The 24,065-nt window shown below is 71.3% G+C and carries 24 protein-coding genes; 10 read left to right on the plus strand and 14 right to left on the minus strand.

Translation table 11 applies throughout. The annotated features are described in order from the left end of the window. Positions 1-30: 30 nt before the first annotated feature. Positions 31-852 carry a GH25 family lysozyme gene (locus ACFZDJ_RS16470; protein WP_390932171.1) on the minus strand — a complete coding sequence of 274 codons (822 nt, stop codon included), beginning with the start codon at positions 850-852 and terminating at the stop codon, positions 31-33. 289 nt (positions 853-1,141) lie between these two features. Here ACFZDJ_RS16470 and ACFZDJ_RS16475 point away from each other — a divergent pair, with 289 nt between their 5' ends. Together ACFZDJ_RS16475 and ACFZDJ_RS16480 are read left to right on the plus strand one after the other, a co-directional pair. Continuing rightward, positions 1,142-1,660, plus strand: a complete 519-nt coding sequence (locus ACFZDJ_RS16475; protein WP_384911332.1) for a MarR family winged helix-turn-helix transcriptional regulator — start codon at positions 1,142-1,144, stop codon at positions 1,658-1,660. Further along, positions 1,661-2,104: a MarR family winged helix-turn-helix transcriptional regulator gene (locus ACFZDJ_RS16480; protein WP_168511132.1), complete on the plus strand. Its 444-nt coding sequence runs from the start codon at positions 1,661-1,663 to the stop codon at positions 2,102-2,104. 18 nt (positions 2,105-2,122) lie between these two features. Here the strand turns inward: ACFZDJ_RS16480 and ACFZDJ_RS16485 are convergent, their stop codons facing one another. Beyond that, a complete protein-coding gene (locus ACFZDJ_RS16485; protein WP_391059644.1) occupies positions 2,123-2,911 on the minus strand; it encodes a protein phosphatase 2C domain-containing protein in 789 nt (262 codons plus the stop codon). 392 nt (positions 2,912-3,303) lie between these two features. Between ACFZDJ_RS16485 and ACFZDJ_RS16490 the strand changes: the two genes are divergently transcribed. Genes ACFZDJ_RS16490 through ACFZDJ_RS16510 form a run of 5 tightly spaced genes read left to right on the plus strand, consistent with a single transcriptional unit; the run spans position 3,304 to position 9,029 of the window. Beyond that, on the plus strand, positions 3,304-6,192 hold the full coding sequence (locus ACFZDJ_RS16490) for a nitrate- and nitrite sensing domain-containing protein (protein ID WP_391059647.1): 2,889 nt from the start codon (positions 3,304-3,306) through the stop codon (positions 6,190-6,192). Further along, positions 6,189-6,692, plus strand: a complete 504-nt coding sequence (locus ACFZDJ_RS16495; protein WP_099920685.1) for a roadblock/LC7 domain-containing protein — start codon at positions 6,189-6,191, stop codon at positions 6,690-6,692. Before ACFZDJ_RS16490 ends, ACFZDJ_RS16495 begins: the two co-directional genes overlap by 4 nt. Next, positions 6,689-7,096 carry a DUF742 domain-containing protein gene (locus tag ACFZDJ_RS16500; RefSeq protein ID WP_075028888.1) on the plus strand — a complete coding sequence of 136 codons (408 nt, stop codon included), beginning with the start codon at positions 6,689-6,691 and terminating at the stop codon, positions 7,094-7,096. Before ACFZDJ_RS16495 ends, ACFZDJ_RS16500 begins: the two co-directional genes overlap by 4 nt. Then, positions 7,077-7,751: an ATP/GTP-binding protein gene (locus ACFZDJ_RS16505; RefSeq protein ID WP_168511136.1), complete on the plus strand. Its 675-nt coding sequence runs from the start codon at positions 7,077-7,079 to the stop codon at positions 7,749-7,751. Before ACFZDJ_RS16500 ends, ACFZDJ_RS16505 begins: the two co-directional genes overlap by 20 nt. A 24-nt stretch (positions 7,752-7,775) precedes the next feature. Continuing rightward, entirely contained in the window at positions 7,776-9,029 is a 1,254-nt protein-coding gene (locus tag ACFZDJ_RS16510) for a styrene monooxygenase/indole monooxygenase family protein (protein WP_384911317.1), read from the plus strand. A 5-nt stretch (positions 9,030-9,034) separates the two neighbouring features. Here ACFZDJ_RS16510 and ACFZDJ_RS16515 read toward each other — a convergent pair whose 3' ends face one another. The 4 genes from ACFZDJ_RS16515 to ACFZDJ_RS16530 form a co-directional block, all read right to left on the minus strand. Next, a complete protein-coding gene (locus ACFZDJ_RS16515; RefSeq protein WP_390932161.1) occupies positions 9,035-10,189 on the minus strand; it encodes an NlpC/P60 family protein in 1,155 nt (384 codons plus the stop codon). A gap of 103 nt (positions 10,190-10,292) precedes the next feature. Next, positions 10,293-10,601, minus strand: coding sequence for a hypothetical protein (locus ACFZDJ_RS16520; protein ID WP_384911312.1), 309 nt, complete (start codon positions 10,599-10,601; stop codon positions 10,293-10,295). 25 nt (positions 10,602-10,626) lie between these two features. Further along, a complete protein-coding gene (locus tag ACFZDJ_RS16525) occupies positions 10,627-11,352 on the minus strand; it encodes a TetR/AcrR family transcriptional regulator (protein WP_168511145.1) in 726 nt (241 codons plus the stop codon). A 206-nt stretch (positions 11,353-11,558) separates the two neighbouring features. Next, positions 11,559-12,488, minus strand: coding sequence for a diiron oxygenase (locus ACFZDJ_RS16530; RefSeq protein WP_385386586.1), 930 nt, complete (start codon positions 12,486-12,488; stop codon positions 11,559-11,561). 150 nt (positions 12,489-12,638) lie between these two features. On the opposite strand from ACFZDJ_RS16530, the gene ACFZDJ_RS16535 reads away from it, so the two are divergent. After that, positions 12,639-13,745, plus strand: a complete 1,107-nt coding sequence (locus tag ACFZDJ_RS16535) for a diiron oxygenase (RefSeq protein ID WP_391059652.1) — start codon at positions 12,639-12,641, stop codon at positions 13,743-13,745. 69 nt (positions 13,746-13,814) lie between these two features. After that, positions 13,815-14,723, plus strand: a complete 909-nt coding sequence (locus ACFZDJ_RS16540; protein WP_391059654.1) for an ADP-ribosylglycohydrolase family protein — start codon at positions 13,815-13,817, stop codon at positions 14,721-14,723. Between the two features lie 18 nt (positions 14,724-14,741). Here the strand turns inward: ACFZDJ_RS16540 and ACFZDJ_RS16545 are convergent, their stop codons facing one another. The 8 genes from ACFZDJ_RS16545 to ACFZDJ_RS16580 all read right to left on the minus strand — a co-directional run bounded on the left by ACFZDJ_RS16545 (position 14,742) and on the right by ACFZDJ_RS16580 (position 23,069). After that, complete coding sequence (locus tag ACFZDJ_RS16545; RefSeq protein WP_390932154.1) at positions 14,742-15,467, minus strand: TIGR03943 family putative permease subunit; 726 nt, start codon at positions 15,465-15,467, stop codon at positions 14,742-14,744. Next, positions 15,464-16,534 carry a permease gene (locus ACFZDJ_RS16550; protein ID WP_390932153.1) on the minus strand — a complete coding sequence of 357 codons (1,071 nt, stop codon included), beginning with the start codon at positions 16,532-16,534 and terminating at the stop codon, positions 15,464-15,466. Before ACFZDJ_RS16550 ends, ACFZDJ_RS16545 begins: the two co-directional genes overlap by 4 nt. 131 nt (positions 16,535-16,665) lie before the next feature. Further along, positions 16,666-18,120 (minus strand): penicillin-binding transpeptidase domain-containing protein, encoded by a 1,455-nt coding sequence (locus ACFZDJ_RS16555; protein WP_391059657.1) that lies wholly within the window; start codon positions 18,118-18,120, stop codon positions 16,666-16,668. Continuing rightward, on the minus strand, positions 18,117-19,511 hold the full coding sequence (locus ACFZDJ_RS16560) for an FtsW/RodA/SpoVE family cell cycle protein (RefSeq protein WP_390932149.1): 1,395 nt from the start codon (positions 19,509-19,511) through the stop codon (positions 18,117-18,119). Before ACFZDJ_RS16560 ends, ACFZDJ_RS16555 begins: the two co-directional genes overlap by 4 nt. 80 nt (positions 19,512-19,591) lie before the next feature. Then, positions 19,592-20,110, minus strand: a complete 519-nt coding sequence (locus tag ACFZDJ_RS16565; protein ID WP_390932147.1) for an SH3 domain-containing protein — start codon at positions 20,108-20,110, stop codon at positions 19,592-19,594. A gap of 101 nt (positions 20,111-20,211) precedes the next feature. Next, on the minus strand, positions 20,212-21,549 hold the full coding sequence (locus ACFZDJ_RS16570; RefSeq protein ID WP_390932145.1) for an ATP-binding protein: 1,338 nt from the start codon (positions 21,547-21,549) through the stop codon (positions 20,212-20,214). After that, positions 21,546-22,364, minus strand: coding sequence for a hypothetical protein (locus ACFZDJ_RS16575; RefSeq protein WP_390932143.1), 819 nt, complete (start codon positions 22,362-22,364; stop codon positions 21,546-21,548). Before ACFZDJ_RS16575 ends, ACFZDJ_RS16570 begins: the two co-directional genes overlap by 4 nt. Positions 22,365-22,562: 198 nt before the next feature. Then, positions 22,563-23,069 (minus strand): dual specificity protein phosphatase family protein, encoded by a 507-nt coding sequence (locus ACFZDJ_RS16580; RefSeq protein ID WP_101403744.1) that lies wholly within the window; start codon positions 23,067-23,069, stop codon positions 22,563-22,565. A gap of 97 nt (positions 23,070-23,166) precedes the next feature. Here ACFZDJ_RS16580 and ACFZDJ_RS16585 point away from each other — a divergent pair, with 97 nt between their 5' ends. Next, on the plus strand, positions 23,167-23,970 hold the full coding sequence (locus ACFZDJ_RS16585) for an NERD domain-containing protein (RefSeq protein ID WP_390932141.1): 804 nt from the start codon (positions 23,167-23,169) through the stop codon (positions 23,968-23,970). The last annotated feature ends 95 nt before the right edge of the window (positions 23,971-24,065 follow it).

Below are 24,065 nucleotides of genomic sequence, written 5' to 3' on the forward strand. Positions count from 1 at the left end.
TGTCAGCTGTCAGTCGTCAGCCGCCATCGGTCAGCCGTTGGCGAGCGCCTGCACCCGGTCCAGGCCGCCGTTGAACTTGTCGTGGTCACCGACCGTAGGTCCGGACGAGGTGTACTGCCACAGCGTGTAGTACGCCCAGCCGGCCGGCAGCGTGCCGGGGTCGGCGGCGTAACGGGCGATCCACAAGGGGTTGGCGGAGGCGAAGCCGCCGTAGTTGCCGGTGCAGTCGCTCCACCAGCTGGTCGCCGTGTAGATCACGGCGTCCCGCCCGGTGCGCGCCTTGTACTGGGTGAGGAAACTGCTGATCCAGCTGACCATCGCGCTCTGCGTCTTGCCGTAGCAGGCGGCCCCGTACGGGTTCCACTCGATGTCGAGCGTGCCCGGCAGCGTCCTGCCGTCGCCGGACCAGCCGCCGCCGTGGTCCACGAAGTAGTTGGCCTGGGTGGCGCCGCTCGTCGTGTCGGGGGTCGCGAAGTGGTACGCGCCGCGGATCATGCCGACGTTGTACGAGCCGTTGTACTGCTGGGTGAAGTAGGGGTTCGTGTAGTACGTCCCCTCGGTGGCCTTGGTGTAGGCCCATTTGACCCCGCTGCTCCACAGGGTCGACCAGGCGACGTTGCCCTGGTAGCCGCTGACGTCCACGCCTTCCGTCTGGGTGGCGTCACCGGTGGTGGGCGTGCCGGCCTGGCCGTCGTGTGCGAGGACGCCCATGCCCATGCGGGCGGAGCCCCGGGCGGGTGTGTCGGCGGCGGAGGAGGAAGGCGGGGCGCAGAGCAGGGAGAAGGCGGCGAGCAGGGTTCCCAGCGCGAGCAGGCGCAGGCGGTGGGGCGTTCCGGATCTGTGCACGGGCATGACGTGCCTCCGAAGGGCTCGATGGAGCCAGGTGGGGGGAACGGTGCGGACTTGCGTGCCGTGAGTGGTGCGGGCATGCGCGCCGTGAGCGGGGGGCAGGTCCTCGTCGACCTGGTGGCGTGGGCATGCCATTGGGTGCCTGTTCACGAAGCTACGCACGGGGAGAACGTGCTGGGAAGAGGGGCCGTGGGCTGCCGTTGGTCTACGCCTGAGAAATACTTACGGAGCTGTGGCTATGGCCACCTTTGGCGGAAACTTTCAGAGTCGGGAAACCGGGTGAGGGGCAGACGTGCGCGAGGACAGGAACGGAGGCCGGTATCCGGCCGGCCTCGACGGGTCGGGCAGGGGTGTGGACCAGCCCGCCGCGCACGGCGGCGCGGACCCCGAGTTCCTCTCCCTGGAGCGCGAGTTGACCGTGTTCCTGCGCCGTGCCCGCGCCAACCAGGGCGAGATGGCCCGCGAGGTCCATCCGGACCTGGAGTCCGCCGCGTACGGACTCCTCGTACGCCTCGACGAGTGCGGCCGCCAGCGCGCCACCAAGCTGGCCGGCTACATCGGCGTGGGCAAGGCCACGATGTCCCGCCAACTGCGCGCCCTGGAGGAGCTCGGCCTCGTCGCCCGTGAGCCCGACCCCGCCGACGGCCGTGCCTGGCTCGTCCACCTCACCGAGGAGGGCCGCAGCCGGGTCGGCCAGGTGCGCGAGGCGCGGCGCGCCCGGTACGTGAGCGAGCTCGCCCACTGGGATCCTCGCGAGGTGGCGGAGCTGGCGCGGCTGTTGCACCAGTTGAACCTCGGCATGGAGAAGTAGATGGAGGCGGGCGTGGACCAGGAATTCCCCGCGCTGGAGCGGGAGCTGACCGTGCTGCTGCGGCGCGCCCGGGCCAGTTCCGGCGAGATGGCCCGCGAGGTCCACCCCGACCTGGAGGCCTCCGCGTACGGGCTTCTCTTCCGCCTCGACGAGTGCGGCCGCCAGCGCGCCACCGAGCTCGCCGCGTACATCGGCGTGGGCAAGGCCACGATGTCCCGTCAGCTCCACGCCCTGGAGGAGCTCGGTCTGGTCGCCCGTGAGCCCGACCCCGCCGACGGCCGTGCCTGGCTCGTCCGTCTCACGGACGAGGGCCGGCACCGGTTCCGCGCGGTGCGGGAGGCACGCCGGGCACGGTACGTCCGCGAACTGGCGGGCTGGGACCCGCGCGAGGTAGCCGAACTGGCCCGGCTGCTCAACCAGCTGAACCGGGGCATGGAGAAGTAACACCCCGATCCGCCCGACTCACCAGTCCACGAACACCACCGTCGCGTCGTCGTGCGTCTTGCTCCGCCCCAGCCGCGTCCGCGCCTCGGCGTCGGCCCGCTCCAGCGTCCGTACGCGGTCCACGAGGGCCTGGGCGCCCTCCTTGCGGACGACGGTGAACAGGCCGCCCCAGTCGCCCTCCCCGAACTTCTCCAGCCAGCGGGTCGCGCCGTCCGTCAGGGCGGCCAGGGCACGGACCTCGGCCCGGGGCACGGTCCCCGTCACCGCCCGGGCCGCGACCGACGGATCGGCGGCGGCCGTGAAGAAGCCCCCCTCCTTGTTGCGGACGGTCGCGTCGGCGATCGCGTCCGAGGCGAGGGAGGCGCGGGGGACACGGGTGAGGCGGTCGTCCAGGAGCGGTGTCACCGCGCCCGAGGGGGACTCCAGCAAAAGGGCGGAGTCGGAGAGGACCAGGTACTCGACGAGGTCGGCCGACCAGCGGGCGAGGACCACGGTTGCCTGGGGCGTACGCGGGTGAGAAAGGTCACAGGTGTCGGAGTGGGCCTCGGAAGTGCGCCGGATGGACCGGGAAAGGATCTCCGCCAAGGTCAGATCCCGGTGGGAAACGGACAGTTCGGTCAGGGCTCCGCCGAGGCGTGCGGAGAACCAGTGGACGGAATGCAGACAGCCGTCGTCGCCCGGCGGGGGAGTCACGCCGTCGAGGACGACGAGTGATCCCCCTTGTCCTGACGCCGGAAGGCCGACCGATGCGAAGTCCTCATTGGGGCGGGCCGGATCGCCCGGCTCGGAGACGAGTTCGATGCGCATCCAGCCAGTCTGCACGAGCCCTTCACAAGGTCCACGAAAGGCTGGCAACGGTCGCGGGACCGGTGCGGACCAGCAGCTCAGCCGCCGGGTTTGGCATGGAATGATCGACTCCGGCAAGGCGTGGCGGCGAATACTGCCAAAGCGCGCCGCAGACGTCCAACCGGCCCGCCGCGCAGGGGGGTCGCACGCGCCAGAGGAACTTGCCCGCCAACTCCCGTCCGGGGTTCACTCCTTCGGGTGGCGGGCCGGATGATGCGGGACCACTGCCCACCGGCACTGGGAGGGTCGGGAGCCGATGGGACACCCCCTGCTCGAGCGAAGTCGAGAGCTTGGGGAGGGCGGACGCCCAGTTGACGGAACGTCACCCGAGCCCTTGGGTACACGAGTCAGGAATGCGAGCACCGGTGCAGAAGATGCGGTCTCGGCGCACAGGCAAGCAGCCGACCTCCGGAGCCGGGCAGCCGACCTCCGACGGGGGTGCGGAACGCTCGCCGGGTGCCGCGGGGCACACCTCCGCGGGCAAAGGCCGTTCGGCTCACGTGCGCAATCGGCTGATCGTCGCCGTGGCGGTCGTCGCGGCCGCCATCGCCGGCGCCGGAGCCCCCACGGTCCTCGCGGCCTCCGAGCAGCTGAACGACTCCCAGAACCTGGTGACGCTCGCCGGGCGGACCCAGCAGGCGCTGACGCTCGCCCACTCGCTGGCCGACGAGCGCGACGAGGTCACCTCGTACATCGCCGCGGGCCGGCCGAAGTCCAAGGCGCCCTCCGAGCAGCGCAGCGCCCGGGTCGACCGGCAGGTCGACGAGGTGCGGGCGGACGAGGACGCGCCCGCCGTCCTCCTCAAGGACCTGGACGGCATCGGCACCGCCCGCAGAGCGGCGCTCACCGGCAAGAGCACCGCTCTCGAAGCGCACGAGGCGTACTCCGACGTCATCACCGAACTCCACGCCCTCGCCGAGGACCTGGCCGAGCAGCTGCCGCCCCGCGCGGGCTCCGGCACGCACGCCCTCGCCGAGCTGGACTCCGCGGTCCAGCAGTCCGCCGCCGCCCGCGGACTGCTCCTCGCGGCCCTCAACATCCCGCGCACCACCCAGACGGTCATCAACCCCGTCACCGGCCTGGCGTCCACCATCAGCAGCTCGTCCTCGGCCGACACCAAGCAGCGCGACGCGCTCAGCGCCGCCGCTCAGCAGGCCCGGCTCCGCTCGGACGCGGCCCTCGCGGACTTCCGCGAGACGGCCCCCGAGGAAGCCAAGGCCTCGTACGACTCCACGGTCAACGGACCCGACGTCACGACCGCGGACAAGTACCTCACCGACCTCACCGACCAGCCGACGCTCTCCGACTCCGAGCTCGACTCCAGCAAGAACAAGGTGGACGCGGCGCTCTCCGCCCGCGTCGAGCTGATGCGCGGCAGCGAGGCCTCGCTCAACGACCACCGCACCAAGGACCTGGAGCGGCTGCGGGACGACGACGTCACCGCGCTGGAGGTCCGGATCGCCCTCATCGGCACCCTGCTGCTGGTCGCGGTCGGCGTCTCGATGGCCATGGCCCGTACGCTCACCCGTCCGCTGGCCGTGCTGCGCCTGGGCTCGGCCCGCCTCGCCGCGGACCCGGGAGCACAGGAGCCGGTGAAGTTCACCGGCCGCAACGACGAGTTCGCCCAGGTGGTCCGCTCCGTCAACGCGCTGCACGCGCACGCCGCCGCGCTCCATGAGCGGCTGACCACCCTCGAAGCGGACCGCAAGCACCTCATCGGGCAGCGCCAGCTGATGGCCGACGAGCGCGACAGGCTGCGCGCGGAACTCGCCGACGCGGCGGCCCACCTGGAGCAGGTGCGCGGCACCATCCACGGCACCTTCGTCAACCTCGCGCTGCGCACCCTCGGCCTGGTCGAGCGGCAGCTCGGGGTCATCGAGGGCCTGGAGGAGCGCGAGCAGGACCCGGACCGCCTCGGCACGCTCTTCAAGCTGGACCACTTCGCGACCGTCATGCGGCGCCACAGCGAGAACCTGCTCGTCCTCGCCGGCCACGAGCACGTCCAGCACCACGCGGGCCCCGTCCCGCTGGTCGACGTCGTACGGGCCGCGGTCAGCGAGATCGAGCGGTACGAGCGCGTCCGTATCGCCGTGTTGCCGCCGCACGCGCACCTCGCCGGGTTCGCCGCGGACGACCTCTCGCACCTGGTGGCCGAACTCCTGGAGAACGCCTCCTCGTTCTCGCCGCCGGACCTGCCCGTCGAGGTCTCCGGCTGGCTGCTGGAGAACGGCGAGGTGATGCTCTCCGTGCAGGACGAGGGCATCGGCATGGCCGCCGACCGGATGGCCCAGCTCAACGCCCGCCTCTCCGAGTTCGACCCGGAGGACGCCTACGACCAGGAGAGCGGCGAGGGACTCGGGCTCGGCCTGTACGTGGTGGCCCGCCTCGCCCACCGGCACGGCGTCCGCGTACAGCTGCGGGAGCAGAAGCAGGGCGGTACCGCGGCCGTGGTCGTCCTCCCCAAGACCCTGTTCGCGACCGCCCCCGCCGTCACGGTCCCCTCGGCCTCCCCGGTCGCCGGTGCCGCCCCCTCGGTCGTCCTCCCGGGCGCCGACGCGGAGGCCAACTCGAACGTGTTGCGCGGCCGTTCGGCCCTCACGGCACGGAACCAGGCGAGCCCCGCCGTTCCCACCGCTCCCGCCGGTGACGAGGACCCGCTGATCGCCGCCGCGCAGGAGGCCGTACGGGCGGACGCCGCCGCGCAGGAGGCGGCATACGCCCCCGAGCCGACGCTCTCCGAGACCACCATGGAGCTGCTGGCACCGCTGGTCCCGCCGGACGAGCCGGTGGCCCCGGCGGACGAGCCCGCAGCGTCCGGGCCGGCCCCCGTCCCGGACGTCGCCCTCCCCGCGCAGGCCACCACCGACCCTTACGCCGGCACTCCCGACCCCTACGCCATCGGCCCCGACTCCCACGAACGGGTGTCGGACGAGGAGCCGGAGCGGGTCACCGACAAGGGACTGCCCAAGCGGACGCCGAAGATCTCGGCGCCCGCACCGGTTCCCCGGCCGCGTGTCGGCGGTGTGGACGCCGAGGCGCTGCGGCGCAGGCTCGGCGGCTTCCACCGAGGCGCGACGGAGGGCCGCCGCGACGTGGAGGCCGAGATCGCCGAACAGACGGCCCAGACGCCCACCCCGCATCACACCGCACAAAACACCGCGCCGGACCAAGCGCAGCACGCGGTGAGACAGCAGGACGCAGTAGACGCATCGGGGGGCACAGTCGAGGAGGCAAGCAGTTGACCGCGCCCAGTACCTTCGGCCTGAGCAGTGAAGCCCGCAATCTGCACTGGCTGCTGACGAACCTCGTCGAGGAGGTGCCGGGCCTCCAGTCGGTCGCGGTCGTCTCCTCCGACGGTCTGCTGCTGCTGTCCTCCGACCCCGGGAGGAACGCGGAGGTCCGCACCGGGGCGGAGGCGCGCCCCACCGGCCCCAAGGGATCCTCCGCCGACCTCGCCACCATCGTCTCCGGCATCGGCAGCCTCACCATCGGCGCCGCCAAGCTGATGGACGCGGGCGGGGTGAAGCAGACGATGGTCGCGATGGACGAGGGCAGCCTCTTCGTCATGTCGATCAGCGACGGCTCGCTGCTCGGGGTGCACGGCGCCCCGGACTGCGACATGAGCGTGGTGGCGTACCACATGGCGCTCTTCGTCGGCCGTGCCGGACACGTCCTGACGCCCGAACTCCGCAGCGAGCTACGCCAGTCACTCGAAGCCAAGCCGACGGGGAGTGCCCAGTGAGTTCTTCCTCCGCGCCCAAGCTCCCCATACGTGGCGGGGACCGCAAACCGGCCCGCGTGCGCCCGTACTCGCTCACCGGCGGCCGTACCCGCTTCGGGCACGTGCTGCTGGTCGAGACGTTCGTGGCGGCGCTCGAGGCCCCCGAGGAGCGCAAGGAGCTGACCAACGGCTCCCTCGCGACCCGGGTGATGCCCGAGATGCAGGCCATCGTCGAACTCTGCCGCCGGATGCGTACGGTGGCCGAGATCGCCGCCCTGCTCAGGATGCCGCTGGGCGTGGTCCGCGTCCTCCTGAGCGACCTGGCGGACCAGGGAAAGATCCGTGTGTACGGAACAGGTCACGGCCCGGGACAGCCGGACCGCGCTCTGCTGGAAAGGGTGCTGAATGGACTCCGTCGTCTCTGAGGGTGCGCCGAGAACGGCCTCCCCCGCCTCGGCTCCGATGCCTCTGGCCCCGGTGCCGCTGTCCGAGTCCGACGAGAACCTCCAGGCCTGGCAGACCGACCGCACCCGCGCCCCGATCGCGACGAAGATCGTGGTGGCGGGCGGCTTCGGCGTGGGCAAGACCACGCTGGTGACCGCGGTCTCCGAGATCACGCCCCTCCAGACGGAGGCGCTGATGACCCAGGCCAGCGAGGAGACGGACGACCTCACCGGCACCCCGGACAAAGTGACCACGACCGTGGCCATGGACTTCGGCCGCATCACACTCGACGACGACCTGGTCCTGTACCTCTTCGGCACGCCGGGCCAGCAGCGGTTCTGGTTCATGTGGGACGACCTGGTGCGCGGCGCGATAGGCGCCGTGGTCCTCGCCGACACCCGCCGCCTCAAGGACTGCTTCCCGGCGCTCGACTACTTCGAGAGCTGCGGACTGCCGTATGTCGTCGCGGTCAACCACTTCGACGGCAGCGAGCGGTTCGACGCCGACGACGTGCGCGACGCCCTCACGGTGCCCCCACACATACCTGTCATGATCATGGATGCCAGGCGCCGGATCTCGGTCGTCGAGACCCTGCTCGCGCTGGTGGGGCACGCGCTCGACGCGAGCCCCGAATAAGACGTACACGGAGTTAGGACGCGCATGCGGAAGATACTCGTCGTCGGAGCCGGTCAGTCCGGACTCCAGCTTGCCCTCGGCCTCCAGTCGCACGGGTACGAGGTCACCCTGATGTCGAACCGGACGGCGGACGAGATCCGCACCGGCCGCGTCATGTCGACGCAGTGCATGTTCCACACGGCACTCCAGCACGAGCGCGATCTCCAGCTGAACTTCTGGGAGTCCCAGGCCCCGAAGATCGAAGGACTCGGCGTCTCGGTCGCCGCCCCCGGCTCGCACGACCCCGGTCCGACCCAGCGGGCGATCGACTGGGTGGGCAGGCTCGACGGCTACGCGCAGTCGGTCGACCAGCGGGTGAAGATGGCCGGCTGGATGGAGACCTTCGCCCAGCGCGGCGGCCAACTGGTCATCCATGGCGCCGCGGTCTCCGACCTGGACTACTTCTCCCGTACGTACGACCTGGTCATGGTGTCGGCCGGCAAGGGCGAGCTGGTCTCCATGTTCGGCCGGGACGCCGCCCGTTCCCCGTACGCGGAGCCGCAGCGCGCCCTCGCCGTCGCCTACGTCCACGGTCTGGGCCCGCGCCCCGAGCACCCCGACTACGACGCGGTGCGCTGCAATCTGGTCCCCGGCGTCGGCGAGCTCTTCGTCATGCCGACCCTCACCACCTCCGGCCGTGCGGACATCCTCTTCTGGGAGGGCATACCCGGCGGCCCGGTCGACGCCTTCAACGGCATCAAGGACCCCGCCGAACACCTCTCCCTGACCCTGGAACTCATGGAGAAGTTCGTGCCGTGGGAGTACGCCCGGGCCACCAAGGTCGAACTCACCGACGCCAACGGAACACTGTCCGGACGCTACGCCCCCACGGTCCGCAACCCGATCGGCCGCCTCCCCGGCGGCGGCCTGGTCCTGGGCGTCGCCGACGTGGTCGTCGCCAACGACCCGATCACCGGCCAGGGCTCCAACTCCGCCTCCAAGTGCGCGGCGGCGTACCTCGGCGCGATCCTCGAGCACGAGGACAAGGAGTTCGACGAGGCGTGGATGCGGTCCGCGTTCGACCGGTACTGGGACACGGCCCAGCACGTGACGAAGTGGACGAACGCCATGCTGGGCGTGCCGCCGGAGCACGTCCTCAACCTGCTCGGGGCCGGGGGGCAGATTCCGGCGGTGGCGCATCGTTTCGCCAACGGGTTCAACGACCCGGCGGACTTCGAGAACTTCTTCTATGAGCCGGAGAAGACGGAGGCGTACCTGGCTTCCGTGACCGGGCACTGAACCTGTCACTTCGGGTGCGGGGAGTCTGCGGCCGGCCGCGCGGTTCCCCGCGCCCTTGACGGGGCGCTCACCTTGGACCCCTCCCGAATGCTCGGGGGTGTGTAGCGGCGAAGGGGTTTGCCGTCCGGGTCCGGACGGACCGCGCCCAACAGCGGGTTGGTGGCGAGGGGGGAGACCTTGATCTTCGTCCCCGGCCTCGGGGCCTGCACGACCAGCCCGTCCCCCACGTACAGGGCGACGTGCGTGGCCTTGGGGAAGTAGAGGACCAGGTCCCCGGGGCGCAGCTTGCTCAGCGGAATGCGGGGCAGCTGGGCCCACTGCTCCTGGCTGGTGCGGGGGATGGGCCGTCCGGCGTGATCCCAGGCTTGCGAAGTGAGCCCCGAGCAGTCGTACGACATCGGCCCCACGGCCCCCCACTCGTACGGCTTTCCGAGCTGCTCCACGGCGTACCGCACCGCCTCCTCGCCCTCCCGCGACGGCGGCCGCGCACTGCTGAGAGCCCCCGAGGTCACGAGCTCCCGCTGTGCCGCGCTCACGCCCGACTTCTCCAGCCGGGCCATCTCGGCAAGCTGATCGGTGCTGAGTGAGGCGAGCAGCTCCTCGGCGCCCCTCAGCCGCCCCCGTACCTCGTCGCGCTCCCTCTTCTGCCGCTCGGCGAGGCCGAGTTGACCGTCGAGTGCCTTCCGCGCCTCCCGCGCCAGCCCATCGGCCCTCTTCTCCGTGCGCATCAGCCGGTCCACGGTCTCGACCCGCTGCCGCGCCAGCTGCCCGATCACATGGCCCTCGTCCAACGCGTGCTGCGGATCACGGGCGAGCAGCAGCCGTACGTACGACGAGATCTCACTGCTGTTCTGGTACTGCTGCCGGGCGAGCCGCCCCGCCGCATCGCGGCTGTCGAGCAGCGAGAGGCGGGCCTTGGCGAGGCCCCCGTCGAGCCGGGTGACCTCGTTCTTCTGCTTCTTCAGCTGTTCCGCCGTGACGTTGTACGTCTCGCTGGCGCGCTCGGCGTCCCGGTACAGCCGCTGAAGATCCGTCAGCAATTGAGCCACGGGCCGCCCTTGGGGCCCGGGATCCGGTACGGCCACCGCGGGCGCGGCCACGAACAACGCCCCCGTCGCCATCGCGGCCGTACAAGCCAGACGCAGAAGTCTTCCTGACACGTCATCACCTCCGGTGCCGGGGTGGTACCTCCACCTCGTATCGGAAGGATCGGGTCGGCGCATTCCGAGCGCGCGCTCGCCTGACCGGTTCGGCCCAAGAACCTCACTCGTCGGCGTGGGACTCCGGCGTGGCTCCCGCACTCTTGCCGCCGGGCTTGGACCAGGGCCACTTGGGCCCGCTTCTCGGGTCGCCGGAGGGGTCGTACTCGTACTTCCACGCCTGATGCAGCCCCAGTCGCTTGCTCACCCGCGCATGGACCCGCCGGTAGACGAGCACGGTCGGCGGCCCGCCGTCGGCATCCGGAACCGGAACCCGGTACACCTTCGGCGGGTGTCCGGTCAGACCGAGCAGGACGGGCAGTACACGCCCGTCCAGCGGGCCGCCCTCGAAGGGGGTGTCTTCGCTCTTCACGGCACCAGTGTCACAAACGCACCCGTCACAGCAGCCGAGCGGCATCACCGATCACCGGAAGAACCGCACGGGCCAGCCCGCCCAGGGCCCCTTCCCGCTCCTCCAGGACGAGCGCGGCCCGCACCACCGCGGCGGTCTGCGGATCACGTCCGGCACTGACCACGAGCATCGCCACGAACTGCTCCACGAGCCAGTCCCGCAGCTCGTCCAACGGCGGCTCCTTGCCACCGTCCAGCCAGCTCAGCGAGGCACCCTCCACCGCCGTGATCCACATCCGCACGGTCATCCGCAGCCGTCGCCCCGGATCCTTCACGCCCAGATGATCCAGAATGTGCTCTGCCGCCGCCCGCCGCACGCCGTCCACTATGGCCGTCGTCCTGGAGGTCTCGACGACACTGCCACCCTGAAGCAACGCGGTGAACCCGGCGTCGTGCTGGTCCACGAACGCCAGATATCGATCCAGTGCCCGGGCCAGCCGCTCGCTCAGCGGCCCCTCGGGGGGCTCCGCGAAACAGTGCTCCAGGTCCTCCGCGGCGGACCGCAGGGCAGCCTCGTACAGCTGCTGCTTGCCGCCCGGGAAGTACCGGTACACCAGAGGCCGCGACACGCCCGCCGCCTCCGCCACGTCATCGAGCGAGACCTCCTCGGGCGCCCGGTGCGCGAAGAGGGACAACGCCGCTTCGAGGAGCTGCGAGCGCCGCTCCTCGACACTCAGCCGACGGTATGCGGGGGTGGGAGCCTGCGAGGTCATATCGGCAGCGTAACGGCCAGGACACGAGCCCCATCCCAGCCGCGGCCGCGCGCGCACGGAAGGGGCCGTGGCGGTGCGTCGCAAGCCCGTCGCTTACGTTCGGATCGAGCAGCGGCTCCCTTGCCCGGCCCGCGTCTGATCCGGCGGCGACGGGCTCGACGCACCGCCACGGCCCGGACCCGCCACGGCCACGAGGCGTCCCGCCCTCAGGCCAGCAACCCCGACGCCTTCCACAGCCGCCGCCCGACCCCCCGCAGCACCCCGATGTCGTCCAGGAAGTCGGTCAGCCGCTTGGCCCCGGTCTGCATGACCTCCCGCCGGTGCCCGCTCGCCCGCACCTGCGCCACGGCCTCCCGCTGGTCGAGGCCGACGTTCGTGTAGACCTCGGGATTGACGAAGGCGACGGAGAAGACCCGGGCGAACTCCCCCGACGTCACCCGCGTGAACTCCTGCGACCACCGCGGCGCCGTCACCATCTGCCGCCGCAGCTCCTCCCGCGCGTACCGCACGTGCCGCGCCTCCTCCACCACGTGGATGCGTGTGACCCCCCGTACCAGGCTCTGCACCCGCTCGTCCGGAAAGGTCAGCCGCTGCATCCAGTCGAGGATCTCCTCGCCGAGCAGAGTCGCCGTGAAGGACCCGGGCGTGGTCGAGATGGTCTTGAAGACCCGCCCCAGGTTCAGATGCGTCCGGCTCACCGGGTAGTACGGCGTTCCTCCGTGCGAGATCAGCCGGGCGAACATCTTCGAGTGCCGGCACTCGTCCTCGATCTCGGTGAGCGCGTAGCGCACATGCGCACTCGTCGCCGCCTTGTCGTAAATGTGCCGCACCAGCAACTGCATCAGAATGATCTCGAACCAGATCCCCAGCGAAGCCAGCGCGGCGGCCTCGTGGTGCGAGAGCAGAACCCGCTGCTCCTCGCCCATCCGTTTCCACAGCGGGGTGTCGTACAGCGAGACCAGCTCCGGCGGCCAGAACCACTTGCCCTCCTCGAAGGGCGCGTCCCAGTCCAGCTCCTTGTCCGGGTCGAAGGAGTGCTTGGCGGAGGAGTCGAGCAGCCGCTCGGCGACCTGCTCCCGGTCCTTGAGCAGACCGAGCGCATCGCGCAGCACATCCACTTCGGTCACGGTCGTCATGGCTGTTCCCACCTCGTCGTACGGGATCCAGTACGGGACCCATCCGGGTTACCGGCGGTCACGACTTATGAGACTGCCTGTCAGCAAGCTCGTCAATCCCTTGCGCGCGACTTGTTGACGACACGTCTACCTCGTGTGAGCCTGCGAGGTATGCCGACGCACGAGCTGTACGCCAAGGACCCGGGAGACCCCCTCTGGCAGATACCGGCCTCAGGGGCGGCACGCTTCAGCTGGGAGTACGACGACGGCCGCGACCGACTCCTCGCCCTGTACCAGAAGGGCAAGGACAAACAGTGGGACGGCCAGAAGAGAATCGACTGGGACCTGGAGGTCGACCCCCACGACGCTCTCGGTACCCCCGACGAGTCGATGACCCTCTACGGGACCCCGTACTGGGCGAAGATGACCGACCGGGACAAGGGCGAGCTGCGCAAGCACTACGCGTCCTGGCAGTTCAGCCAGTTCCTGCACGGTGAGCAGGGGGCCATGGTCTGCGCGGCGCGCATCGTCGAGTCGGTCCCCGACCTCGACGCCAAGTTCTACTCGGCCACCCAGACGATGGACGAGGCCCGTCACGCCGAGATCTACGCCCGCTTCCTGCAGGAGAAGATCGGGATGCTCTACCCGATCAACGACAACCTGCAGTCGCTCCTCGGCGACACCCTCCGGGACTCCCGCTGGGACATGCCGTACCTCGGGATGCAGGTCCTCATAGAGGGCCTGGCCCTGGCGGCCTTCGGCATGATCAGGGACACCACCGACAAGCCCCTCCCCAAGCAGATCCTCGCGTACGTGATGCAGGACGAGGCCCGCCATGTCGCCTTCGGCCGGATGGCGCTGCGCGACCACTACACGCAACTCTCCGACACCGAACTCCGCGAACGCGAGGAATTCGTCATCGAGGGCTGCTACTTGATGCGGGACCGGCTGCGCGGCGTCGAGGTCCTGGAGAACTTCGGCATCCCGAAGGCCGAGGCCGAGGAATACAGCGAACAGTCCGAATTCCTGCGGCTCTTCCGCCAGTTGCTCTTCAGTCGCATCGTCCCGTGCGTCAAGGACATCGGCCTGTGGGGCGAACGCCTCCAGCGGGCGTACGTGGACATGGGCGTCTTCGAGATGGGCGACTCCAACCTCGATCTGCTGATGGCCCAGGACGAGGAGGTCGCCGAGCGGTTGGACGCGGAGCGGTTCGCGAGAGAGGAGAGGGAACGGGTGGCGGAGGTGGAGGAGATGATCGAGAAGGGCGAGGGCTCGTAGGACGAACCGCCAGAGACGGCCTGCCCGAACGCGCGTGCGCCGGCCCACTCGGACCGGCATGCTCACATCATGACATCCGCCCCGAACCCCCATTTCACACCACGCGCCCTGGCCCGCCGCAGTCTGGAGGGTCTGGCCCTGGGTGATGCCTTCGGCGAACGCTGGTTCCCCCTCTTTCGGGACCGCCCCCAGGCGTACGAGGAGATCCGCGCCCGGCGCACCCCCGAGGAACCGGACTGGCACTGGACGGACGACACGGCGATGGCACTCGGCATCTTCCGTGTCCTCGACGAACACGGCGAGATCCGGCAGCCGGAACTGGCCCAGGCCTTCGCCCTCGGCTACGACGCCGACCCGGCCCGGGGCTACGGCTACGGCATGCACCAACTGCTCCCGCGCCTTCTCCAGGAGCCGGACCGCTGGGCGGAACTGGCACGCGGACTCTTCGACGGCGAGGGCAGCCTCGGCAACGGCGCGGCCATGCGGGTGGCTCCGCTGGGCGCCTGGTTCCGGCGCGACCTGCGCCTGGTGATCGCACAGGCGACGCTGTCGGCGGAGGTGACCCACGCCCACCCGGAGGGCATCGCGGGCGCGGTGGCGGTGGCCGTCGCGGCGGCGTTGTCGACTCGTTGGGACCTGAATATCGGCACGGTCGTCGAGGCCACGCCCGACAGCGCTGTCCGCGAGGGGCTGCGGCGCGCCGCGGGACTCCCCTTCACCACCGAACCCTGGAAGGCCGCGGACATCCTCGGCAACGGCCAGCGCATCCGCGCCGACGACACCGTCCCCTTCGCCGTCTGGTGCGCCGCCCGCCACCCCGACGACCTGACCTCGGCCCTGTGGAGCACGGCGGAGGGCTTCGGCGACGTCGACACGACCTGCGCCATCACGGGCGGCATCGTGGGCGCCCGTACGGGAGTGGGGCACGTACCCGAGGAATGGCTGAGTCGCCGCGAGGCGGTACCCGGCGCCGCCTAGGCCGCGCCGGGCACCGCGTCAGTTGTTCCAGCTCTCGTCGTACGGGTCGTGCGGGGTCGGGACCGGTTTGGCCGCGGTGACGTCGAGGAACGGGATGCGGCCGTCGTTGACGGGGTCCTTGGTCTGCTTGGCGGTGTAGGTGCCGGTGACCTGGAGCCAGATGTCGGGCTGAAGGACGGGCGGGATGTGGCCGGTCAGGCCGATCTTGACCGGCTGGGCGTCGGCGGCACAGCAGTTGAGGGCCATCCGGACCAGGTACGGGGTGCCGTCCTTGGCGAGGGCGACGAAGCCGGTGACTTCGACCCGCCGGTGGGCCAGGGTGCGGCCGTGGTCGTAGGCGGCGCGGCCCGCGTAGTCGACGACGCCGAGCGGGAGCGGGTCGGTGGCCGGCAGGGACGGGTAGGCGAGGGGCGCCTGCAGGGCCGTACCGGCGTGCATGGCGCTGTAGGAGCCCAGCGCGGGCGGGGAGACCAGGATCAGGGCGAGGAGGGGGAGGACGAGGAGCCAGGCGACACGGGGTTCGCGGTGGACGTGCCCGTGCCCGTCGCCGCCTTCACTCCCACTCCCACCCCGCCGCTCGTACCAGACCGTCGCCACCGCCGCCGCGATCAGCACGACCCCGGCCGCCAGCAGCAACGGCCGCAACCCCGCCTTGACGTACCGCAGGTAGAGGTCGGTGAGCCCGGCGTGCAGGACCGCCGCGCCGACGAGGAACAGGACCGCCGCCTGTGCCTGCCGGTTCACAGCAGCACCGTCCCGACGAGGACCGAGCCGACGATGGCCAGGGCGAAGGTGGCGGGCGCGAACCGCAGGGCGAACCCGCGGCCGAACGTGCCCGCCTGCATGGCGAAGAGTTTCAGGTCGATCATCGGTCCCACCACGAGGAAGGCCAGCCGCGCGGTCAGCGAGAACTGGGTCAGCGAGGAGACGACGAACGCGTCGGCCTCGGAGCAGATGGAGAGCAGCACGGCGAGGATTGCGAGGGCGAGGATCGCCACCACCGGGTTGGCGGCCGCGGCGTGCAGCCAGGTCGCCGGTACGACGGCCTTCAGCGTGGCCGCCGCCATCGCCCCGATGACGAGGAACCCGCCGGCGTGCATCACGTCGTGCCGTACGGAATCCCAGAACGCGGCACCCTTGCCGAGCCCCTCGTGCGAGGGCCGGGCCGGCGGACGCATCCAGTCCGCCCGCCCCAGCCGCTGCCACAGCCACCCCATCACGCAGGCCACGAGCAGACTCGCCACGAACCGGGCGACGACCATCTCGGGGTTGCGGGGGAACGCGACGGCGGTGGCCGTCAGCACGATCGGGTTGATCGCGGGCGCCGACAGCAGGAACGCCAGCGCCGCCGCGGGCGTGACCCCCCGCCGTACCAGCGCCCCCGCCACCGGCACCGACGCGCACTCGCAGCCGGGCAGCACCGCGCCGGCCATCCCGGCGACCGGCACGGCCAGCGCGGGCCGCTTCGGCAGCGCCCGGGCGAAGAACGCCGGCGGCACGAACACCGCGATGGCCGCCGACAGCAGCACACCGAGGACGAGGAAGGGCAGCGCCTGGCAGACCACCGCGACGAACACGGTCATCCAGCTCTGCATCACCGGCGTCGACAGCGCCCGGCGGATCGGCCCCTGAGCCACCACCAGGACGAGCAGCAGCATGACCAGGACGAGCGGCGAGTTGAACTGCCAGCCCTGGGAAGCGCCCGCCTGTTTCCTCGGGCCGTCCGGTGCGGCCGCCTGCTTTTGTGGAGCATCCGGTGCGTCCGCGTCGCGGTGGTCGGCCCCGGGCGGGGCCGCTTTGGTGATGCTCACGGGCGAGGTACCTCCGGCAGGGCACGGGCTGGAATCTCGTGGGTGGGTTCCCCTCCCCATAAATACGCCCGTATCGGTACGTCCGTTCAGGCGGGGTCGCTCATTCCCGACGGGCGGCCCCGGCTCCCGTGTCAGAACCCGAGTACCGCCTCCATCACCGCCTTCGCGATCGGCGCCGCGTCCCCGCCCCCGCTGATGTCCCCGCGGTCGGCCGCCGCGTCCTCGACGACGACCGCGACCGCCACCGCGGGCTCCATCGTGCCGTCCGCCTGGGCCCAGGAGATGAACCAGGCGTACGGCATCCCCAGGTTGTCGATGCCGTGCTGGGCGGTCCCGGTCTTGCCGCCGACCGTCGCCCCGGGAATCGCGGCGTTGGCGCCGGTGCCCTCCGTCACCACGTCCGTCATCAGCTCGCGCATCCGCATGGCCGTCGCCGGGTTCATCGCCTGGTGGAGCGTGCGGGGACCGGTCGTCGACACCGTGCTGTCGCTCCGGGTGGTCGTCTTCTCCACCAGATAGGGCGTTTTGACGGACCCGCCGCCCGCGACGGCCGCCGAGATCATCGCCATCTGGAGGGGAGTGGCCCGGGTGTTGAACTGACCGATGGAGGAGAGCGCGAGCTGCGCCTTGTCGAGTGTCGTGTCGAAGTTGCTGGGGGCGACGGAGAAGGGGATCCGCAGACGGTCGTTGAAACCGAAGTCCTCCGCCGTGCGGGTCATGTCGCTGAGCCCCACGTCCACGCCCAGCTTGGCGAAGACCGTGTTGCAGGACCACTCGAAGGCGTACCGCAGCGAGGCGTCCTCACAGCCCTCGAGCTCGTTCGTCAGCCGGGTCGTGGTGCCGGGCAGCCGGTACGGGTCCGGGGAGGTGGTCGACGTGTCGAGGTCCGTCACCACCCCCGCGTCGAGGGCCGCCGCGGCCGTCACCACCTTGAACGTCGACCCGGGCGGATAGGTCTGCCGGATCGCCCGGTTGAGCATCGGTTTGTCCGCCGCCCCGTTCAGCCGCTCCCAGGCGTGCTTGACCGCCGTGCCCGTCCCGGACAGCTCCCCGGGGTCGTACGACGGGGTGGAGACCAGTGCGAGGATCCTGCCGGTGGACGGCTCGACGGCGGCCACCGCTCCGCGCCGGGAACCCAGACCCTGGTACGCCGCGCGCTGTGCGGCGGGGTTGATCGTCGTGACCACCTTGCCGGCGGGGTTCTGGGCGCGGGTGGCGTCGTTCCACAGGGGGAACGGCGAGAGCAGCGGGTCGCTGCCGGAGAGGATGCCGTCCTGCGAGTTCTCCAGGAACGTCGTCCCGTACACCTGCGAGGCGAAGCCGGTCACGGGCGCGTACAACGGGCCGTCCGTGTAGGTCCGTTCGTAGCGGAGTTGCTGGCCGCTGTCCCTGGAGCCGGTGACCGTCCGGCCGCCGACGAGGATGTCACCGCGCGGCTGGCCGTAACGGGCGATCGTCTGACGGCGGTTGGCCGGGTTGTCGTCGTACGCCCCGGCCTGGAAGACCTGGATGCGGGTGGCGTTGACGAGGAGGGCCACCAGCAGCACGGCGCAGAGAGCGGCGGCCCGGCGGATGTACTTGGTCATGGCGCCGCCGTCCCGTCGTACTGGCTGCGTGCCGAGTCACTGACGTGGATCAGCAGCGCGACGATGATCCAGTTGGTGACGACCGAGGAGCCGCCCTGGGCGAGGAACGGCATCGCCATCCCCGTCAGCGGGATCAGACCGGTCACACCGCCCGCGATCACGAAGGCCTGGAGCGCCACGATCGAGGCGAGGCCGATGGCGAGGAGCCGTCCGAAGGGGTCGCGCAGGGCGAGGCCGGCGCGGTAGCCGCGCTCCACGAGGAGGCCGTAGAGAAGGAAGATCGCGCAGAGTCCGAAGAGGCCCAGTTCCTCGCCCGCGGTGGCCAGGATGAAGTCCGACTTGGCGGCGAATCCGATGAGGATGGAGTGGCCGAGCCCGAGGCCGGTGCCCAGCATCCCGCCCGCGGCGAACGCGAACAGGGACTGGGCGAGCTGGTTCGGCCCCTGGCCCGCCTCGATCGTCGCGAAGGGATGCAGCCAGTCCTGCACCCGGCTGTGGACGTGCGGTTCCAGCCGGCCGACGGCCACCGCACCCACACAGGCGAGCAGCAGGCCCACGGCGATCCAGCCGGTGCGGCCGGTGGCGACGTACAGCATGATCACGAAGAGGCCGAAGAACAGCAGCGAGGTGCCGAGGTCCCGCTCCAGGACCAGGACCAGCACACTCAGCAGCCAGACCGCGACGATCGGGCCGAGGATCCGGCCGGTGGGGAGCTGGAGCCGCTTGAACCGCCAGACGGGGCGGCCCGCGTAGGCGAGCGCGTTGCGGTTGGCCGCGAGGTATCCGGCGAAGAAGACCGCGAGCAGCATCTTCGCGAACTCGCCCGGCTGGATGGAGAACCCGGCGATCCGGATCCAGATCCGGGCGCCGTTCACGGCGGGGAAGAAGATGGGCAGGACCAGCAGGCCCAACGCCGTGACGACCGAGACGTAGGTGTAGCGCTGCAGGACGCGATGGTCGCGCAGGAAGAGGACGACCGCGATGAAGAGCGAGACGCCGAGCGTCGACCAGATGAGCTGGACGGGGGCGGCCCGGTCGCCCGGGGTCTCCAGGTCCAGGCGGTAGATCAGCACCAGGCCCAGGCCGTTGAGCAGGACGGCGATGGGCAGCAGCAGCGGATCGGCGTACGGAGCCCGCAGCCGCACCGCGAGATGCGCGAGGAGTGCGAGCACGCCGAGCCCGGCGCCGTAGACCGCGGCGCCGGGCGGGAGGGTGCCGTGCCGTGCGTATCCGACCGCGCAGTAGCCGAACACGGACAGCAGAAGGGCCATGACGATCAGGGTGAACTCGATGCCACGGCGCCGGGGCAGGCGGACAGCTGGGGTGGGCGGGTCCGCTGCCACGGTCGTTCCCCGCGTACCGGGAATTCCGGGCATTCCGGGCTGAATCATGTCCGGAACGTAGCAAGCGGTGAACCTGATGTCCCGTTAGGTGGTGTCAAACGGGCCGATCCGGTGGACGCGACCCGGCGTCAGCACCAGCGCGGGGACGGGCCGAGGTTGTCGATGTGCTGCGCCGAGCCCCAGGACCAGGTGCCGTCGGTGATCAGGTACCAGATCGGGTTGCCGCCGACGCGCTCGCCCCTGGTCTTGCAGAAGATGTGGACCCGCTCGCCGAACGGCGCGATACGGATGATCCGGCTGCGTCGGTCGGGCCGGTTGTGCAGCGCGAGGCCGTTGCGGGAGATGATCCGGCCCTCGAAGCGGCGGTGGTCGTCGAACCGTCCGTCGTGCGGGTCGTCGAAGCGGTCGTCGCCCAGACCGTCGTCGTCGAAGTAGGGGTCGTCGCCGTTGTCCCAGTCGAGGTCGTCCCACTCGCGGCTGTCCCAGTCGCGGACGGAGCTCCCGAAGTCGTCGGCGATGCCGGGTCCGGTGCCCGCGATCGCGGTGGGCTTGCCGGCGGCGAGGGCGGGTCCGGCGCCCGCGGCCGCGATGAGCGTGCCGGCGGCGAGCACCATCCCGGTGCGGGCAAGGGTGTGGCGCAGGGACATGGGGGCTCCTCCGGAAATGTGACTTATCTGACTGATCGCCACATTAGGAGTGCGCTGGGATACGCGCAGGCCGCACTGCGCCATCGGGGACGCGAGGACGCTCAGCGTGCCCCGGTCGGCCCTTCCCCACCGCTCGGTCCGGGCGCGCCCCGCTCGTCCTGAGGAAGCGTCAGCGTCGCGATCGCACCGCCCCCGGGAGCGGTGGCGAAGACCAGCCGCGCGCCCAGCACCTCCGCCTGGCCGAGCGCGATCGTCAGCCCCAGCCCATGTCCCTTCGAACCGCCCTCCGTACGGAACCGCTGCGGCCCGTGCTCCAGCAGGTACTCCGGATAGCCGCCGCCGTGGTCCCGCACCGTCACCACCGGGCCGTCGACGGTCAGCACCACCGGGCCCGCCCCGTGCTTGTGCGCGTTGGCCACCAGATTGCCGAGCACCCGCTCCAGACGGCGCCGGTCGGTCTCCACCCGGGCGTCACGCACGACCCGCACCTCGGTCTCGGTGCCCGACGCCCGCACCACCCGCTCGGCCAGCGGGGCCAGCGGCTCCGAGTCCAGCTCCAGCAGCTCCCGCCCGGCGTCCAGCCGGGAGATCTCCAGCAGGTCCTCGGTGAGCGTCCGCAGCGTGGCCACGCGGTCGCGGACCAGCTCCGTCGGCCGGCCCGGCGGCAGCAGCTCCGCCGCCGCGTGCAGCCCGGTCAGCGGGGTGCGCAGCTCATGCGCCACGTCCGCGGTGAAGCGCTGCTCGCTCATCAGCTTGCTCTGCAGCGAGGACGCCATCGTGTCGAGGGCCCCGGCGACCGCGGCCACCTCGTCCTGGGGGCCCGCCGGGTACCGCGTACGGCGGTCCACGGCCGTACGGGGATCGTTGACGCGCGCGTCCAGGTCGCCCGCGCTGATCCGCCGGGCCACCTGCGCCGTCGCGTGCAGCCGACGGGTCACCCGCGTCACCGCGAACACTCCCACCAGCAGCGTCGCGCCGATCGCCAGCGCCGAGGACCACACGATCGACCGGTCCAGGGCGTCGATGGCGTGCGCGCCCTGCGAGTAGTCGAACTGCACGGCGAGCGCCCGGCCGCCGCTCGCGGGTCCGGCCGCCCACATGGTGGGGTGCGGGTCGTTCTCCCCGACCATCGTGCCGCGGTGCCCGTCCGTAGCCAGCTCGCGCAGCGGCGCCGGCAGCCCCGGGAGATCCACCCCCGCGCCCGGCGGCAGCCGGTCGCCCGCCTCGTAGTCCGCCGTCACCTCCGCCAGCCGGTCGAGCGCTCGGCCGCGGGCCTCGCCGACGGTCTGGTTGGTCACCGAGACATGCACCAGCACGCCGAGCAGAGCGGCGAGACCGCAGCACATCACCGTGATGAAGGCGGCGGCCTTCCAGGTGAGCGTGGCGGCCCAGTGGGGGAGACGGCGGGGCGGCCGGAGACGGCTCGGGGGCAGCCTCATGGGGCGCTCGCGGCGCTCGACGGCGTGGGGGAGGCGGAGGGGGAGGCCGACGGCGAGGCCGCGGGAGAGGCTGAGGGCGAGACCGGCGGGGCGGGGGGCGCCGAGGGGACGGGCGCGACGGTGCCGCGCCTGGTGGGCCTGCGCGTGCCCACGCGGAGGATCTCGTCCCGGGTCGCCAGCATCGCGTGCTGGTGCGGGTCCCAGGTCCACACCGTGCGGTACTCGTAGCCCGGCAGGGTCGAGGGCGAGCGGATGATCACGTCACGGCCCGCGACCTCGACGCTGATCGTGCTGTCCGCGGTGCCCATGATCTGGACCAGCTTGTGGTGCTCGAAGGTGTACACACGCACCGCCAGCTGATTCTGCGGAAAGCGGATGCCGAGCACCAGGTCGTCCTTCCGGTCACCCGTGAGATCACGGTAGTACGCCTGGAGGATCGGGCACTTCCCGCCGAGCGTGTCCTTGCCGGTGCAGTACCTGAGCTGCTGGGCCGTCTCACGGTACGGGCCGTGGACGGCGCTGTACTCGTCCGGGTGGCGGCCGACCTCGGCACGGAACACGGCGATCGGGTCCACCTTGTGGATGTCGTCGCCCGGCGCCGTGATGCCCGTGACCGTCTCGGTGTCCGCCTCGCCGTAGTCGAGGGCGGCCGTCGACGCGGGCGGCAGCTCGGGCCAGAGCCGGGCCGGGCCGACGGCGGTGGGCGTCGCCCCCGCGCCCCGCAGGGCGCCGGAGTCGCCACAGCCCGCCATGGCCGCCGCCAGCAGGGCGACGAGGGCTGCGAGCACGAGGCGGCTGGGCCGGATGGGGGTCACTGCTCTCCTGCGTCCGGGCCGGCCTCGATCCGGGGCCAGGGGGACGGCTCGGTGCGCGAGGTCGGCGTGAAATCGACGAAACCGACGGCCTACACCATATTCGTAGGGAAGTCCTTTTTGTTTGCGGGTGGGGTCGATGGGGCTGGTGAGGGTGTGAGGCCGTGGGCTACCGGACGTGCGGGCGACGCAAGAGGAGGGCTACTCCGCCAGCTCCTCCAGGAGGCGGGCCGTGGGCAGACCGGCGCGCAGGTACTCCACGAACAGTTCGTTGTGCAGGGCCCAGGGCGAGCGGCGGCTCCGGATCAGCCGGATCGCCTCGTCGGAGCTGTGTCCCGCGAGGACCAGCGCGTGCGCGATCACGAGCCCCGAGCGGTTGTAGCCGTGATAGCAGCGGACCAGGACCCGGCGCCCGTCCTCCAGCGCGTCGTCCGCGGCCCGCGCGAGCCGGATCACCCCCGCGAGCTGTGTCCCGTCCAGGGGACCGTCGGGAATCGGCCACACATGGTGCTCGACGCCCGGGTCGGGGCCGTGCCCCGGCAGCCGCAGCAGCGTCAGGACCAGGTCGAACTCATCCCTCACGACCGCGAATTCCGGCTCGCCGGTACGCCCCGCGAACGCGTGTCCGCCCATCCACAGGCCAGGCACGATCTCGCTCCACGGGCTGTCCGGAGCGGGCACATCGGGTTGCTTTCTGCGAGTCCGCAACAGCGCCTCCCACAACTCCCCCAACTGCTCACAAAGGTAACCGGGTTCTTGCCCCTGGAGCACCCCGCCTGTTCCCATGGGCATGGGGTGATGGTGCATGAACGGACTGCGCGTCATACCGACCTGGCGCCACGGGCAGGAGCGCCTGTACGTGTGCCTGACCGACGGGAGGAACGTCGCCTGGTACGACCGTGAGGCAGCCCGCGTCAATCTGCTCAGCGAGGAGCGGCGAGAGGACGTGCTCGACGCGCTCGGCCCGTTCCTGACCGGCCCTGTGACGGTGGGGCCCCCACCGGTCCCGACCCCCGCGGAACTGGCCCGGCTGACCCTCCACCCGGACGACGACCTCGCGCCGAACCGGCCCGGCGAGGCGCTGATGATCGACCTCGACCGCGACCCGGGACCGGCGCGCCGCCTGCGGCCCGACCCGCGACGCCGTGCGCTCGCCGCCGAGCAGGCGGTCGGGGAGGCACTGGACCATCTGGAGGGCGCGGGCTGGCACACCCTCCACTCCATCCCGCTCCCTGGCGGCGACCGCGTCCACCACTTGCTGATCGGCCCCGGCGGCATCTTCGCCCTGCGCTCCCTGTACGCCCGCAAGCAGCGGGTTCTCGTCACCGACCCCATGGTGACCGTCGGCCGCCGGGAGTCGTATCCGCTTCTGCGCCGGGTTCGTGCCGACGCCGACCGGGCCTCGTACGCGCTGACCGCCGAGGTGCACGCCGTCCTGGCCGTGGCCGGCCCCGCCGACCTCGATGTCCTCGCCCCCCTCCGCGAGGTCCGCGTCCTCCAGGACACCGACCTGTCCTCGTTGGCCGGCCTCGGGGGTGTCCTGAAGCCGGCGGACGTGGAGGCACTCCACGCGATGGCCCGCGACCGCCACACATGGCTACGAACGTGACCCCGTAGACCCCGGAGATCCCTGTCTGCCGGTATGCGTTCGGCTGCGGGTGGGTGGGGGCTGGTCGCGCAGTTCCCCGCGCCCCTGAAGACCCC

The sequence above is a fragment of the Streptomyces sp. NPDC007896 genome (genome assembly GCF_042959425.1).
In the GTDB taxonomy this organism is placed as follows: domain Bacteria; phylum Actinomycetota; class Actinomycetes; order Streptomycetales; family Streptomycetaceae; genus Streptomyces.

What these genes read in the sequence shown, in the direction of transcription:
- ACFZDJ_RS16470 (WP_390932171.1), bottom strand. Translation starts at nt 852, where the DNA reads ATGCCCGTGCACAGATCCGGAACGCCCCACCGCCTGCGCCTGCTCGCG.
- ACFZDJ_RS16480 (WP_168511132.1), top strand. Translation starts at nt 1,661, where the DNA reads ATGGAGGCGGGCGTGGACCAGGAATTCCCCGCGCTGGAGCGGGAGCTG.
- ACFZDJ_RS16485 (WP_391059644.1), bottom strand. Translation starts at nt 2,911, where the DNA reads ATGCGCATCGAACTCGTCTCCGAGCCGGGCGATCCGGCCCGCCCCAAT.
- ACFZDJ_RS16490 (WP_391059647.1), top strand. Translation starts at nt 3,304, where the DNA reads ATGCGAGCACCGGTGCAGAAGATGCGGTCTCGGCGCACAGGCAAGCAG.
- ACFZDJ_RS16505 (WP_168511136.1), top strand. Translation starts at nt 7,077, where the DNA reads ATGGACTCCGTCGTCTCTGAGGGTGCGCCGAGAACGGCCTCCCCCGCC.
- ACFZDJ_RS16510 (WP_384911317.1), top strand. Translation starts at nt 7,776, where the DNA reads ATGCGGAAGATACTCGTCGTCGGAGCCGGTCAGTCCGGACTCCAGCTT.
- ACFZDJ_RS16525 (WP_168511145.1), bottom strand. Translation starts at nt 11,352, where the DNA reads ATGACCTCGCAGGCTCCCACCCCCGCATACCGTCGGCTGAGTGTCGAG.
- ACFZDJ_RS16530 (WP_385386586.1), bottom strand. Translation starts at nt 12,488, where the DNA reads ATGACGACCGTGACCGAAGTGGATGTGCTGCGCGATGCGCTCGGTCTG.
- ACFZDJ_RS16535 (WP_391059652.1), top strand. Translation starts at nt 12,639, where the DNA reads ATGCCGACGCACGAGCTGTACGCCAAGGACCCGGGAGACCCCCTCTGG.
- ACFZDJ_RS16540 (WP_391059654.1), top strand. Translation starts at nt 13,815, where the DNA reads ATGACATCCGCCCCGAACCCCCATTTCACACCACGCGCCCTGGCCCGC.
- ACFZDJ_RS16555 (WP_391059657.1), bottom strand. Translation starts at nt 18,120, where the DNA reads ATGACCAAGTACATCCGCCGGGCCGCCGCTCTCTGCGCCGTGCTGCTG.
- ACFZDJ_RS16560 (WP_390932149.1), bottom strand. Translation starts at nt 19,511, where the DNA reads ATGATTCAGCCCGGAATGCCCGGAATTCCCGGTACGCGGGGAACGACC.
- ACFZDJ_RS16565 (WP_390932147.1), bottom strand. Translation starts at nt 20,110, where the DNA reads ATGTCCCTGCGCCACACCCTTGCCCGCACCGGGATGGTGCTCGCCGCC.
- ACFZDJ_RS16570 (WP_390932145.1), bottom strand. Translation starts at nt 21,549, where the DNA reads ATGAGGCTGCCCCCGAGCCGTCTCCGGCCGCCCCGCCGTCTCCCCCAC.
- ACFZDJ_RS16585 (WP_390932141.1), top strand. Translation starts at nt 23,167, where the DNA reads ATGAACGGACTGCGCGTCATACCGACCTGGCGCCACGGGCAGGAGCGC.